This window comes from Azospirillum thiophilum (assembly GCF_001305595.1).
GTDB classification, from domain to species: Bacteria; Pseudomonadota; Alphaproteobacteria; order Azospirillales; family Azospirillaceae; genus Azospirillum; species Azospirillum thiophilum.
In genome coordinates this window covers 1,257,818-1,270,503 of the sequence record NZ_CP012402.1, presented here as the reverse complement: position 1 = coordinate 1,270,503, position 12,686 = coordinate 1,257,818, and the positions used below count along the sequence as shown (strand labels likewise).

Annotated in this window: 13 protein-coding genes; 6 read left to right on the top strand and 7 right to left on the bottom strand. The window is 69.9% G+C overall.

Going from position 1 to position 12,686, the window contains the following annotated elements; genetic code table 11:
* Window positions 1-12: 12 nt before the first annotated feature.
* Together AL072_RS19160 and AL072_RS19155 are read right to left on the bottom strand one after the other, a co-directional pair.
* Entirely contained in the window at window positions 13-741 is a 729-nt protein-coding gene (locus tag AL072_RS19160; RefSeq protein WP_082108990.1) for a ChrR family anti-sigma-E factor, read from the bottom strand.
* Entirely contained in the window at window positions 738-1,388 is a 651-nt protein-coding gene (locus tag AL072_RS19155; protein WP_052710050.1) for a sigma-70 family RNA polymerase sigma factor, read from the bottom strand. Before AL072_RS19155 ends, AL072_RS19160 begins: the two co-directional genes overlap by 4 nt.
* A 206-nt stretch (window positions 1,389-1,594) precedes the next feature.
* Here AL072_RS19155 and AL072_RS19150 point away from each other — a divergent pair, with 206 nt between their 5' ends.
* Genes AL072_RS19150 through AL072_RS19135 form a run of 4 tightly spaced genes read left to right on the top strand, consistent with a single transcriptional unit; the run spans window position 1,595 to window position 5,829 of the window.
* A complete protein-coding gene (locus AL072_RS19150; protein WP_045582745.1) occupies window positions 1,595-3,067 on the top strand; it encodes an NAD(P)/FAD-dependent oxidoreductase in 1,473 nt (490 codons plus the stop codon).
* Complete coding sequence (locus tag AL072_RS19145) at window positions 3,067-3,882, top strand: DUF1365 domain-containing protein (protein WP_045582746.1); 816 nt, start codon at window positions 3,067-3,069, stop codon at window positions 3,880-3,882. Before AL072_RS19150 ends, AL072_RS19145 begins: the two co-directional genes overlap by 1 nt.
* A gap of 28 nt (window positions 3,883-3,910) precedes the next feature.
* On the top strand, window positions 3,911-5,176 hold the full coding sequence (locus tag AL072_RS19140; RefSeq protein ID WP_052710051.1) for an SAM-dependent methyltransferase: 1,266 nt from the start codon (window positions 3,911-3,913) through the stop codon (window positions 5,174-5,176).
* A 29-nt stretch (window positions 5,177-5,205) separates the two neighbouring features.
* The gene (locus AL072_RS19135; RefSeq protein WP_082108991.1) at window positions 5,206-5,829 is read left to right on the top strand and encodes a DUF3833 domain-containing protein; all 624 of its coding nucleotides are present in this window, start codon (window positions 5,206-5,208) and stop codon (window positions 5,827-5,829) included.
* Here the strand turns inward: AL072_RS19135 and AL072_RS19130 are convergent.
* From AL072_RS19130 to rnk, 3 genes are all read right to left on the bottom strand, one after another.
* Entirely contained in the window at window positions 5,780-6,241 is a 462-nt protein-coding gene (locus tag AL072_RS19130; protein WP_045582747.1) for a nuclear transport factor 2 family protein, read from the bottom strand. The genes AL072_RS19135 and AL072_RS19130 overlap by 50 nt on opposite strands.
* Complete coding sequence (locus tag AL072_RS19125; RefSeq protein ID WP_045582748.1) at window positions 6,238-7,017, bottom strand: SDR family NAD(P)-dependent oxidoreductase; 780 nt, start codon at window positions 7,015-7,017, stop codon at window positions 6,238-6,240. The genes AL072_RS19130 and AL072_RS19125 overlap by 4 nt, the downstream gene beginning before the upstream one ends.
* 63 nt (window positions 7,018-7,080) lie before the next feature.
* Complete coding sequence (gene rnk / locus AL072_RS19120) at window positions 7,081-7,515, bottom strand: nucleoside diphosphate kinase regulator (RefSeq protein WP_045582749.1); 435 nt, start codon at window positions 7,513-7,515, stop codon at window positions 7,081-7,083.
* Window positions 7,516-7,974: 459 nt separating this feature from the next.
* Between rnk and AL072_RS19115 the strand changes: the two genes are divergently transcribed.
* Window positions 7,975-8,979 carry a CorA family divalent cation transporter gene (locus AL072_RS19115; protein WP_052710052.1) on the top strand — a complete coding sequence of 335 codons (1,005 nt, stop codon included), beginning with the start codon at window positions 7,975-7,977 and terminating at the stop codon, window positions 8,977-8,979.
* A gap of 51 nt (window positions 8,980-9,030) precedes the next feature.
* Here AL072_RS19115 and AL072_RS19110 read toward each other — a convergent pair whose 3' ends face one another.
* Window positions 9,031-10,611: a methyl-accepting chemotaxis protein gene (locus AL072_RS19110; protein ID WP_045582750.1), complete on the bottom strand. Its 1,581-nt coding sequence runs from the start codon at window positions 10,609-10,611 to the stop codon at window positions 9,031-9,033.
* 82 nt (window positions 10,612-10,693) lie between these two features.
* Entirely contained in the window at window positions 10,694-11,461 is a 768-nt protein-coding gene (locus tag AL072_RS19105; protein WP_052710053.1) for a substrate-binding periplasmic protein, read from the bottom strand.
* Window positions 11,462-11,700: 239 nt separating this feature from the next.
* Between AL072_RS19105 and AL072_RS19100 the strand changes: the two genes are divergently transcribed.
* Complete coding sequence (locus AL072_RS19100; RefSeq protein WP_245636856.1) at window positions 11,701-12,669, top strand: LysR family transcriptional regulator; 969 nt, start codon at window positions 11,701-11,703, stop codon at window positions 12,667-12,669.
* Window positions 12,670-12,686: the final 17 nt, after the last annotated feature.

The window sequence follows — 12,686 nt, the reverse complement described above, 5'->3', positions numbered from 1 at the left end:
CAGGTTCTGGCGCTACAGCCCGATGAAGGGCTGCATCAGCCGGCCCATCAGCCCGGTGAAGCGCAGAGGGGCGTCGGTGGCGATCAGACAGACGCAATCGCGGTGGCTGTCGGCGATCGGCTGGTGGCGGGTATCGCCGTCGACCTCGGCGAGATCACCCGGGCCATAGCGGCCCAACTCGTCGGCGAAATGGCCGCTCAGCACCAATGTCAGTTCCACCCCGCCATGACCGTGGTGGGGCAGGGCGGTTCCCGGCGCGATGCGCAGCAATTGCGCCGCGCCGCCCGACGCGGTGCGCGGCAGCAGTTCAACCCGGCGCACGCCGGGAGCCAACCGCTGCCACGCAAGCCCGTCCAGCGACGGCACATAGAAGCGCAGCGGGGCCGGCAGCGCCGGGTCGCCTGTGGCCTGCGCCGCCGGGTGGGCAGGTTCGGCGGCGGTGTCCTCGCGGTCCAGGCGTGCCAATGTGCCGGCCAGTGTCAGGCCGTCGAGCGGGGCGGGCGGCAGGTCATCCAGCAGGACGCCTCCGACCGCCTCCACCTCGGCGAGCGCGGCACGGCAATCCGGGCAGTGGGCGAGGTGGAGCGCCACCGCCAGCGACAGCCCCTCGCCCAGGCTGCCGGAACCGTAGGCCACCAGCAGCGCGTCGCTCGGATGGTGGTTCGGCAGGGCGGCGTGACGGGCCGTGCGGCTGGCATCGTTCCGGCCGGCGTCGTTGGTGCGGGCGTTGCGGGTCGTCATCGGTCGTCGTCTCCCAGCGCCTTGCGGATCTTGGCCATGGCCAGACGCAGGCGCGATTTCACTGTGCCCAGCGGCACCTCCAGCCGTTCGGCGATGGCCGGATGAGCGAGGTCGGCGAAGAAGGACAGCCGGACCACCTCCGCCTGCTCCGGCGTCAGTGTCGCCAGCGCGCCGCGCAGGCGGCGGGCGCGGCGGTCGCCGTCCAGCAGGTCGTCGGCGCGCGGGCGGCCGTCCTCATGCTCCAGCAACTCGTCGTCCGACACCTCCGGGTGCCGTTCGCGGCGCAGCGCGTCGATGCGCAGGTTGCGGGCGATGGTGAACACCCAGCTTGCCGGCTCCGCCCGCGCCGGGTCGTAGAGCGACGCCTTGCGCCACACCGTCAGCATGGTGTCCTGCGCCAGATCCTCGGCCTTCTGCGCCGGCATGCCGAGCTTCAGCATGTAGGCCTTCACCCGTGGAGCGAAATGGGCGAACAGCCGGGCGAAGGCCGCCCGGTCGCGGGCCGCCGCCACCGCGGCCAGATCGGCTGCCATCTCGGCCGCCGGATCAGCAGCGAGCGTGTTCACGACCCTACCAGCCGGAGGCTGAGAGTCCCCCGGATCAGGACCGGCGGTCGGCGACAGCATGGAGGCAAGCGGGGCGATCATGGTCGCATTACGGCGAGGCCGGCGCTTCGGATCACTCCCCGCGGTGCTTTTCGCTCTCACCTTACCCGGGGGTTGCTCCGCGGCGCCGGCAAAATCGCAAAAGCGTGACCCTGACGTGATCCGATGGTGGTACTGCACCGTATTCCGATGCACAACCTGGACACTCGACCCAGGCAAGACAACCCAAGACCCGGATAGGGCCGCCCATGCCGCTTCCCGAAGGTTCAGCCACCGTCCACCAGCTCCGTTCGCCGGCCGGCGCGGCGCCGCTCGACATCGCCGTCATCGGCTCGGGCATTGCCGGACTGTCGGCGGCGTGGCTGCTGTCGAAGGCTCACCGCGTCACCCTGTACGAGAAGGAGGACCGGCCGGGCGGCCACGCCAACACCGTGGATATCAACACGGTTGACGCCGCCACCGTGGACTCCGGCGGCGCCGGGCCGGTCGATACCGGCTTCATCGTCTACAACGCGCCCTGCTACCCCAACCTCGTGGCGCTGTTCGACCATCTCGGCGTGGCGACCCGGCCGACAGACATGAGCTTCGCCGCCTCGCTCGACGGCGGGCGGGTGGAGTATGCCGGCAGCTCGCTCGGCACCCTGTTCGCGCAGAAGCGCAACCTGCTGCGCCCGCGCTTCTGGCGGATGCTGGCCGACCTGCTGCGCTTCTACCGCGAGGCGCCGGGGCTCCTGGCCGACCCGGACGCGGCGACGCTGACCCTGGGTGCCTTCCTGGAGCGTGGGGGCTATTCCGACGCCTTCGTGCGCGACCATCTGCTGCCGATGGCCGCCGCCATCTGGTCGACCCCGGCGGAGGCGATGCGCGACCATCCCGCCGCCGCCTTCGTCCGCTTCTGCGAGAACCACGGGCTGCTGAAGATAACCGGCCGCCCAGTCTGGCGCACAGTGGAGGGCGGCAGCCGCGCCTATGTCCGCCGCATCCTGGCGGACATGCCCGATGTCCTGCGCCTGAACTGTGCGGTGGAGGCGGTGACGCGGGAGGGCTTTCACGCTGACGGGATTGGGGGCGGGATTGGCGGCGGGACCGGCCAGCCGTCCGGCCGCATCCTGGTGCGCGACCGCCGCGGCGGCGTGCGTGCCCATGACCATGTGGTGTTCGCCACCCATGCCGATCAGGCGCTGGCCCTGCTGGAGGAACCGACGCCGTTGGAAAGCCGGCTGCTCGGCTCCATCGGTTACGAGCGCAACCTCGCCATCCTGCACAGCGACGCCGGCCTGATGCCGAGGCGGCGGGCGGTGTGGTCGAGCTGGAACTACCTGTCGCAGCGGGGCGATGCGGGCGCCGACGCGGTCTGCGTCACCTATTGGATGAACCGGCTGCAGGGTTTCCTGCCGCCCGAGCGCGACCTGTTCGTCACCCTGAACCCGATCCGCCCGCCGCGCGAGGGCACCATCCTGCGCAGCATCCTCTACGATCACCCGGTCTTCGGGATGGAGGCGCTGGCGGCGCAGAAGCGGCTGTGGAGCCTGCAAGGCTGCCGGAACAGCTGGTTTGCCGGTTCCTACTTCGGCGCCGGTTTCCACGAGGACGGGCTGCAATCGGGGCTGGCGGTGGCCGAGGCGCTGGGCGGGGTGCGGCGGCCCTGGACGGTCCCCGACGAATCCGGCCGCATCCATCTGGACCCGGCGCAGCCGAGCGCCGCGCGCGAGGCGGCGTGATGGACGGGGCGAATTTCGCGTCCGGCCTCTATCTCGGCACGGTGATGCACCACCGCGTCCGGCCGGTGCGCCACCGGCTGTCCTACCGGGTGTTCAGCCTGCTGGTCGATCTGGACGAACTCCCCCGGCTGGACCGCGAATTGCGGTTGTTCGCCCATGACCGCTTCGGGCTGATCGGCTTCCGCGACCGCGATTTCGGGCCGCTGGGGGAGGGTGCCGCGCCGTCGCTGAAAGGGTGGGCCGAAGGCCAGCTCGCCCGCGCCGGCATCGCCGGGGGCGGGGCAGTGCGGCTGCTGTGCTTTCCGCGGGTGTTGGGCTTCGCCTTCAACCCGCTCTGCGTCTGGTTCTGCCACCGGCCGGACGGCGGCCTGGCCGCCACCATCCATGAGGTGAGCAACACCTTCGGCCAGCGCCACGCCTATCTGATCCCGGCCGGGCCGGGGCCGGACGGGCTGGTGCGCCAGCGCTGCGACAAGCGGTTCTACGTCTCGCCCTTCATGGACATGGAGACCGCCTATCACTTCCGCATCCGCCCGCCCGCCTGCCTGCCCGGCGAGCCGCTGGCGCTCGCCATCCGCCAGACCGACGCGGCGGGGCCGCTGCTGCACGCGGCGCTGACCGCCCGGCGGGTCGAGCTGACCGATGGCGCCATCCTGCAGGCCTGGGCCCGTCACCCGCTGATGACCGCCAAGGTGGTCGCCGGCATCCATTGGGAGGCACTGGGCCTGTGGCGCAAGGGCATGACCGTCCGCCCGCGTCCGCCGGCCCCGGCTGAGCCGGTGACCATCGTCGGCGCCACCCCGATCCACAACTGACCCATCAAGAGCCAGGGGATTCTCCGCAATGACCGACCTCGCTGCGACCGCCTTCCGTCCACGCCCATGGTGGCTGCGGCTGATGACCGGCCGCGACCTGTGGACCGGCGCCCTGCTCGGGCTCGCCACCCGGCTGCGCCATGGCGAATTGAGCCTGCGCCTGCCCGACGGCCGCCTGCTGCGCTTCGGTGATCCGGCCGGGGGCGATCCGTCGGGGGGCGATCCGGCCGGGGGACTGCGCGCCGACCTGGCGCTGACCGATCCGGCGGCGGCCCGGCGCCTGCTGCTGGGCGGCGACATCGGACTGGCCGAGGCCTATGGCGACGGGCTGTGGCACAGCACCGACCTGCCGGCGCTGATCGAGCTGGCGATCCGCAACGAGGCCGAACTGCGGGGCGGGCTTGACGGCAGCGCGCTGGCGGCGGCCGCCAACCGGCTGTTCCATCGCAGCCGCGCCAACTCGCGCGGCGGCAGCCGGCGCAACATCGCCTTCCATTACGATCTGGGCAACGACTTCTACCGGCTGTGGCTCGACCCCGGCATGACCTATTCCTCGGCGCTCTACGAGCATGCCGACCAGAGCCTGGAGGATGCGCAGGAGGCCAAGATCCGCCGCGCCGCCGACCTGCTGGAGGTCCAGCCGGGCGACCGCGTGCTGGAGATCGGCTGCGGCTGGGGCGGCATGGCGGAACATCTGGCGGGCCGGCACGGCGCCTCGGTCGTCGGGCTGACCCTGTCGTCGGAACAGCTCGCATTCGCCCGCGGCCGGGTCGCCGCCGCCGGGCTGGCCGGCGCGGTGGATCTGCGGTTGCAGGACTACCGCGATGCCGGCGGCACCTTCGACCGCATCGTCTCCATCGAGATGATCGAGGCGGTGGGGGAGGCGCATTGGCCGCGCTACTTCGCCACGCTGCGCGACCGGCTGGCCCCCGGCGGGGCCGCGGTGGTACAGGCGATCACCATCGAGGACGCGCGCTTCCCCAGCTACCGCCGCAACTGCGACTTCATCCAGCGCCACATCTTCCCCGGCGGACTGCTGCCCTGCCCGTCGGCGCTGCGCGCGCAGGCGGAGCGGGCCGGGCTGGTGGTGGAGCATGCCGAGATGTTCGGCCCATCCTACGCCCGCACCTGCGCCGAATGGCGGCGGCGCTTCCTGGCGGCCGGGCCGAAGGTGGCGGCACAGGGCTTCGACGAACGGTTCCAGCGGCTGTGGGACTATTACCTCGCCTATTGCGAGGCGGGATTCCGCGCCGGGACCATCGATGTCGGGCTGTGGCGCTTCCGCCGGCCCTGAGCCGAGACGCAGAGCGGAGAAACACAGCCATGCCACGCGCCCGCCCCCTGATCGCCGCCACCGCCCTGGTGGCCGCCCTGGCCACCGCCCTGCTGAACGGATGCTCCGCCATGAAGGTCGAGGACTTCGCCGGCACGACGCCGGAATTGAGGATCGAACGCTATTTCGCCGGCCGCACCCATGCCTGGGGCGTGTTCGAGGACCGGTTCGGCACGCTGCGGCGCAGCTTCACCGTCACCATCGATGGCACATGGGACGAGCGGGAGCTGACGCTGGACGAGCATTTCCTCTATTCCGACGGCGAGACCGACCGGCGGGTCTGGCACATCGTGAAGAGCGGCGACGGCCGGTACGAGGGGCGGGCCGACGACGTGTACGGCACCGCGGTCGGCCGGTCGGCCGGCAACGCGCTGAACTGGAATTACGAACTTTCGATGAAGGTCGGCGACGACCGCTGGCGCGTGCGCTTCGACGACTGGATGTGGCTGCAACCGGGCGAAGCGCTGGTCAACCGCGCCAACGTCTATCGCTGGGGTGTGTGGATCGGCACGGTCAGCCTGTTCTTCCTGCCGGAAGGCAGATTGGCAGCCATACCCCAGGCCGCTACGCCCCCGGCCATTCCGGCGGTGCCGCCCCCAGCCGCCGCTGAATGAGGCGCAGCGGCGCTCCCAGCAGGGGCAGGCGTAGATAGATCTGCTCGCCGGAATCCCAATGGTCGATGTGCTCGCTCACCCGGCCGTCCGCCGCCTGCCGCACCTCGCTGGTGCCGATCACGTCGAGCCGGCCGATGGCGGGCAGCGTCGCCTCGAACCGCCAGCGCAGGATCGCCAGATCGGGGGCATACAGCCGGTGGGTGACGGTGAAACGCAGGTCGCGGCAGCCGTCCAGCGTGTGCGCCAGGACAGCGCGCACCGCGTCGCGCCCGTGGGCGTCGTTGAAGGGATCGCGAAAGCGAACCTCGGCCACCGTCAGCTCCGGCAGCCGGTCGAGCGTGGCGGGGCTCAGCGTCTCGAAGAAGGCCGCCCAGGCGTCGAGGCCACGGCTGCGGGCATCATCCGGCGTCATGTTCCGGTCACCTTTCGCACCAGGGGGAAATAGAGCCGGTAGGGCAGCAGCCGCGCCATCCTGACCTTGCGGGTGAAGCTCTTGGGGAAGCTGATCTCGAAGCGGTCGCCGTCCAACCCGGCCGCCAGCGCCTCCGCCGCGTCCTCCACCGGCATCAGGCCGGGCATCGGGAACGGGTTGCGCGCGGTCAGCGGCGTATCGACGAAGCCGGGGCAGACCAGCTGCAACCGGATGCCGGCGCGGTCGCAATCGGGCTTCAGCGATTCGCACAGGTTGATCAGCGCCGCCTTGGACGGGCCGTAGGCCGCCGCCGTCGGCAGCCCGCGATAGCCGGCGACCGAGGCCACCACCGCGACCTGCCCGCCGCCGCGTGCGCTGAGCCGCGGCAGCAGCGCCTCCAGCCCATGGACCACGCCCATGTAGTTGACCTCCATCAGCCGGCGTGCGGTGTCGGCTGAAAAATCCTCCAGCGACATCGGGGTATGGGTTCCGGCGTTCAGCACCGCGCGGCCGATGGGGCCGACCCGGTCCTCGATGGTGGCGACGGTCTCGGCGGTGGCGGCGCGGTCGGTCACGTCCAGCGGGAAGGGGACGATGCGGTCCGGTGCCGACAGCGCCACCGCCGTCAGGTCCGCGGCCGAGCGGGCGGACAGCGCCACCGTTGCCCCATTCCCGGTTCCGGTCCCGGCCCCTGCAAGCCGCAGCGCCAGCGCGCGGCCGAGGCCGCTGCTGCCGCCGGTGATCCAGGTGACGGGTAGGCGCTCTCGGCTGGCCATGATGCAACTCCGCGATGGTCAGGTCGATACGCGCGGACCGGCCGGCTGGATCACCCGGGGTCGTCAGCGCCGGTCCGGGCCGGCGGCGGCGGTTCCGCCTTCGACCGGGTGCTCGACCGACAGGACGGTGAGGGTTTTCGCCTCGCCCTGGCGGGTGTACCAGGTGATGGACTGTCCCTCCGCGACGCCGATGAGTGCGGCGCCGACGGGGGTCAGCACCGAGACCCGCCCGGCCTCGAGGTCGGCATCCTGCGGGTAGACGAGGGCGACGGTCCGCTCCTGCCCGGTTGCCTCATCCCGGTAGGCCACGCGCGCGCCCATGGTAACGACCATCGGAGGGATCTCGTCGGATTCCACCACGACGGCACGCTCCAACTCCGCCGTAAGGTAATCATAGACGTCCGGAACCAGTGCTGTGGCGGCCTCGGCCAGGCCGGAGAGGCGATCATGGTCGGTTGCGGTCAGGACGATCGGTGGGAACTGGTCTGCGGGACGCATCGGGGGCTTCCTTCCTTGCTGTCGGGCGTACGCGCCGCCGCCGCGATGCGCCTCCCGGTGGGTGCGTCGGCGGCTGTGGCGATTGTGTACGCGGAGCCCAGCGGCCGCGGGGATGCGGGCTGGAGCGCATGTCGTGATGAGTTCGGAAAATGGATTGGCCCCGGACGGTCCGGGAGCCTTGCCTCAGGCGACCAGATCCGGGGCGGGCGTGCCTGCGTGAACGCGGCCTGCACGCAGACGGTTGCGGATATGGCGGAAGGACGAAGTCATGATCCTTCAAACCATGGCGAGGTCGGAGGGGGAATTCAAGGGAAAGCGTGAGAAGCCGGGCCGATCATGCGCTAGCAGGCCGCGGGCAGGTCCGGTCCAACGACCTGTATGTTCCGGCAAGCCGCTGAAGTACTCTGTCCGCCGGCCGGCGCCCTGCCGGCGGGGCGGGCAGCGGAAGGCGCATCGGGCATGGCGGGCTCAATCAAACTCGACACCGGGACCGACCTGATCTGCGGCTATTTCCTGACCGCCGACGCGCCGCCGGTGCGCGTGTCCTTCGAGGAGATCGGGGCGGCGCGGCATCGTACCGGCGGGGTGCTGTGGCTGCATTTCAACCTCGCATCGGCGCGGGCGCGGGACTGGCTGGAAAAGGAAAGCGGGCTGGACGAGTTCGCGCGCGAGATCCTTCTCGACGCCAACGACGACCGGGCACGGCTGGAGCCGTTCGACGATGGCTTCGTCGCCGTGCTGAGCGACATGCAGTACGACTTCAACTTCGAACCGTCGGACATCGGCGCGCTGCGCCTGTTCATGGACGCCGGCCGGATCGTCAGCTGCCGGCGGCATCCGCTGAAGGCCATCGACCGGCTGCGCAAGGCGTTAGGCGACCATGGCCGCTACAGCAGCACCGCCGAGTTCATGGCGGATCTGATCGATTTTCTGGCCGACACACTGGGCGAGGTGGTCGCGCGGGCGGAAACCGACCTGGACAAGGTGGAGGACACCGTCCTGGCCGAGCGCTACCAGCTGGCCCGGCAGCGGCTGGGCCAGCTGCGCCAGTTGATCGTCAGGTTGCGGCGCCATGTGTCGCCGCAGCGGGCGGCGCTGGCGCGGCTCGCCTCCAACAAGGTGTCCTGGATCGGCGAGGACGACCGTGCCCGCCTGGGCCATGCGATCGAAAAATTCGCCGGTGTGCTCTACGACATCGAGGCATTGCAGGACCGCGCCAAGGTCCTGCAGGACGAGCTGCTGGCCAGGGTCGCGGACCAGCAGAACCATAGCCTGCATGTGCTGGCAGTCGTGACGGTCATCTTCACCCCGATGACGCTGATCTCGGGGATCTTCGGCATGAATGTGGCGGGATTGCCGGGCGTCGCCGGGGACCATGCATCGGACCATGCCTTCTGGTGGGTCATGCTGCTGATCCTGCTGTCCGGCGTCGCGATGCTGATCTTCCTGCGCCCCCGCCGGTGAAGCCCGGCGGGCCGGGCAAGGATGGTCTGCCCGGCGGGCCGGGCAGGGGGATCAATCCGCCTGGATTTGCGTGACGAAGCGGTCGACCTGCCCCTGGAGCGCCTGGACGGTCTGTTCGAGGTCGTGGATGCCCTCCCTCAGGCGGATCGCCGCCTGGCCGTTGCCATGGGCGGCGGTGGCGACATCCTGCACCCCGCCCCGCAGCCGCTCGGTTCCGTTGGCCGCCTGCTGGACCGCGCGGCCGATCTCCGCGGTGGCGGAATTCTGCTGTTCGACGGCGGCGGCGATGGAGGCGCTGATCGAGCTCAACCGGCCGATCACCGTCACGATCTCCCCGATGTGGGAGGCCGCCATGCCGGTGGAACTCTGGATTCCACCGATCAGCGTCGAGATTTCCTCCGTCGCCTTCGCGGTCTGCCCGGCCAGGTTCTTCACCTCGGTCGCGACCACCGCGAAGCCCTTGCCGGCCTCACCGGCGCGCGCCGCCTCGATGGTGGCGTTGAGCGCCAACAGGTTGGTCTGGCCGGCGATGCTGGAAATCAGGGTGACGACGTTGCCGATCTTGTCCGCCCGTCCGACCAGCTCGTCCATCAGCCCCACGGTGCCGCCGACCTGTCGACTGGCGTCTTCGGATTCGGTCTGGGCGCCCTGGGCCTGGGACGAGATTTCCCGGATCGACGCCTCCAGCTCCTCGACGGCCGCGGCCACCGTCTGGACATTGGCGCTGACCTCGTTGGCCGCCTCCGCCACCGTGCCGCTCATCGTCGCGTTGTCGCCGGCGCTCATGGCGATGTCGGTCACCGTCCCGCTCATGGTGCTGACCGTTCCGCTCACGCCGGCCAGCAGCCGGCCGACATCCTGGTCGAAGCGGCCGGCGATCGCTTCGAGCATCGCCCGACGCTGGCGCTCGGCCTCGGCCTGGATGCGGACCTGCTCCTCCTCCAGCCGGCGCTTTTCCAGCGCGTTGGCCCGGAACACCGCCAGCGTCGCCGCCATGTGGCCGACCTCGTCCTCGCGCCGGATTTCCGGCACCGTGATGTCGGTCTGGCCGTCCGCCAGCGCCCGCATCACATCGGTCATGCGGGAAATCGGCCGGGTCGCGCTGCGCACGATGATCAGCAATGTGCCGCAGACGGCCAGCAGAGCCGCCAGGGCTCCCGCCGCGATCGACAGGGCGCTGGTCACGGTCTGCTGCTCGATCCGCTGGGTGCTCAGGCGCAACTCGATCTCGCCGATCGTCGTGGCCTTGCCGTTCTCGTTGTGCCGGATCGGATGGGTCCGCCTCACCACGCTGCCGGCCCCTTCGCCGGAACCGCTCCCATCAATGGTGCCGTCCGTTGCAAATGCCTTTCCGCCGGTGTCGCGGATCGCACTGCCGACATAGTCGGGGTCGGCGGCAAGGGCGGCCAGCAGCGCCGTAGCGGCCGACGTGTCCATGTTCCACAGGGCTTCGCCGGCACCGCCGGCCAGAGCGGTCGCAGTCATCCGGGCGCGCTCCTCGAGTGCGGTGCGCGCGGCGGTCGTGGTCGTCCACATGGTTGCGGCGGCGGCGCACAGGGCGATGGCGAACAGCAATGCCGCGATCGGAACGATCACATGCGCGGTCAGGCTGCGACGATAGCTGCGTAGCATTCCATTCTCCAAGGCGTTGGCAATGCCGGTTTGGCGGCGGACGAACGGTTCGGAACGGCCGGGCGCGATCGGGACTCCCCGTTCAGCTCCCCAGGGCCTGCGACAGGATCGCCTTGGCGTCGATCTTCGCCAGCCCTTCGGCGAACAGGCGCGCCAGCGCCTTTCCATCCTCTCCCTTGTGGAAGGCGATGTGCAGCGTCTTGTCCTCCAGCGGCTTGGCGTTGAACCGCAGCCCGGAGGCCAGCCCCGTCAGGTCCGGGTTGGTGCGCAGGAGGTCGTTCATGACCGCAAGGTCGATCACCGCCAGATCGATGCGTCCTGCCGCTAGCTTCTTCAGGTTGGTCGCGTCGCTGTTCGCCTTGTCGGCGCGCAGGCGGCCGTCCGCGATGCGGGCATCGAGCTCCGCGGTGTTGACGTAGCCGTCGACGATTCCGATCCGCTTCGTCGCGAGATCGTCGAGGCTGTTCCACGTCACCGGCGCCTGGCTCCGTTCGGCGAAGCCCAGCGGACTGGTGCCGAGCGGGACCGAGAGGATGAAGTCGTTCTCGACCTCGGCACCCGCATATTCCGGGAAATAGCCCTGAACATCGCCGCCCTCCTTTGCGAGCGCCACGGTCCGGTTCCACGGATAGAAGCCCACCCGCAGCTCGTAGCCGACCGCCGCGAAAGCGGCCCGCACCACGGCCACGGCAGCGCCCTTGTCTTTCAGCGCGTCGCCGCTGAAGGGGGGCCAATCGAGCGAGGTCAGACGCACGACCTTGTCCTGTGCAAAACTTGGCGAGGGCACCGTCCCGGCAAGAAGCATACAGAGGAGAACAGCGGCGATCCGCGCAGCGGTACGGACGATCATCCTGGAGCTCCATTTGGGATTGTGGAGAGCGCGAGAGTCAAAAACTGTGATGATCATGTAACAAATAGTACACAAGAACTCCCTTTGCTTATGATTACTCGCGATTTGCGGCGGTGCAAAAGGTAATTTTGACTAAAAACATGTTAACCAATACTTGGATGCGTCCGGCGCGATGCGCGGGCCGGTTGGAGGGCTGGCCGTGCAGTGGCGGCTTGAGGTGAAGCCGAATGCGCGCTTTCATGCAGCCCCCCGACCCGCCCCCTCCCTTACGACCGGCCCTGCCCATGAACAGCACCGCGTTGCGTTATTTCCTGGAAGTCGCCCGGACCGGCTCCATCGCCGAGGCGTCCGCGCGCCTCAACGTCGCGTCGTCGGCCATCAGCCGGCAGATCGCGCATCTCGAGGCCGACCTCGGAGTCGAGCTGTTCGAGCGACGGCCGCGCGGCATGGTGCCCAGCCCGGCGGGGGAACTGCTGGCCCGCCATGCCCGGCGCGTCTTCCTGGAAGAGGAGGCCATCGTCAACGAGCTGAAACGGCTGCGCGGACTGGCGACCGGTGTCGTGCGGATCGCGGCGACGGAGGGGTTCGGGCTCAGCCTGATCCCGTCGGCGATCCATGATTTCCGCCGGGACCATCCAGGCATCCGGGTCGAACTGCACGTCGATGCGCCGGCCGAGGTGACGCGCATGGTCCGCGACGGCGACGTCGACATTGGCGCGACCTTCTCCTTCGCGCCGCAAGCCGGCGTGCGGGCGATCGGCGAGGGGCGGGCGCCGGTGCTGGCGGTGCTGGCGAAGGACCATCCGCTCGCCGGCCGTGTCGTGCTGTCGCTCGCCGAGCTTGCGGCCGAGCCGATGGCGCTGCCCAAAAAAGACACCACCGCGCGGCAGGTGTTCGACATCGCCTGCGGGCTGGCGGGGGTCTCGGTGCAGCCGGTGCTGGTGTCGAACTACATCGCCGCGCTGTGGGCCTTCGCCGCGGAAGGCGGCGGCATCACCATCGCCAGCTCCTTTTCCGTCCATTCCCGCAGCGTCGGCACCCAGGTGGCGCTGGTTCCCATCGATGCGCCGACGCTCGACCAGCGCCGCTACCAGATCCTGACCATGCTCGGCCGCCGCCTGCCGGATGCGGTTGATGCGTTCGCCAGCCATCTTCTCGGCGTCGTCCAGGGGCTTCAGCCTGCCGGCGGGCAAGGCAACCTGATCTGATGCCCTCCAAGCCCGGG

Excerpts from the sequence above, each read along its gene's own strand:
- AL072_RS19160 (WP_082108990.1), bottom strand. The coding sequence starts at position 741 with ATGACGACCCGCAACGCCCGCACCAACGACGCCGGCCGGAACGATGCC.
- AL072_RS19155 (WP_052710050.1), bottom strand. The coding sequence starts at position 1,388 with ATGATCGCCCCGCTTGCCTCCATGCTGTCGCCGACCGCCGGTCCTGAT.
- AL072_RS19150 (WP_045582745.1), top strand. The coding sequence starts at position 1,595 with ATGCCGCTTCCCGAAGGTTCAGCCACCGTCCACCAGCTCCGTTCGCCG.
- AL072_RS19145 (WP_045582746.1), top strand. The coding sequence starts at position 3,067 with ATGGACGGGGCGAATTTCGCGTCCGGCCTCTATCTCGGCACGGTGATG.
- AL072_RS19140 (WP_052710051.1), top strand. The coding sequence starts at position 3,911 with ATGACCGACCTCGCTGCGACCGCCTTCCGTCCACGCCCATGGTGGCTG.
- AL072_RS19135 (WP_082108991.1), top strand. The coding sequence starts at position 5,206 with ATGCCACGCGCCCGCCCCCTGATCGCCGCCACCGCCCTGGTGGCCGCC.
- AL072_RS19130 (WP_045582747.1), bottom strand. The coding sequence starts at position 6,241 with ATGACGCCGGATGATGCCCGCAGCCGTGGCCTCGACGCCTGGGCGGCC.
- AL072_RS19125 (WP_045582748.1), bottom strand. The coding sequence starts at position 7,017 with ATGGCCAGCCGAGAGCGCCTACCCGTCACCTGGATCACCGGCGGCAGC.
- rnk (WP_045582749.1), bottom strand. The coding sequence starts at position 7,515 with ATGCGTCCCGCAGACCAGTTCCCACCGATCGTCCTGACCGCAACCGAC.
- AL072_RS19115 (WP_052710052.1), top strand. The coding sequence starts at position 7,975 with ATGGCGGGCTCAATCAAACTCGACACCGGGACCGACCTGATCTGCGGC.
- AL072_RS19110 (WP_045582750.1), bottom strand. The coding sequence starts at position 10,611 with ATGCTACGCAGCTATCGTCGCAGCCTGACCGCGCATGTGATCGTTCCG.
- AL072_RS19105 (WP_052710053.1), bottom strand. The coding sequence starts at position 11,461 with ATGATCGTCCGTACCGCTGCGCGGATCGCCGCTGTTCTCCTCTGTATG.
- AL072_RS19100 (WP_245636856.1), top strand. The coding sequence starts at position 11,701 with ATGCAGCCCCCCGACCCGCCCCCTCCCTTACGACCGGCCCTGCCCATG.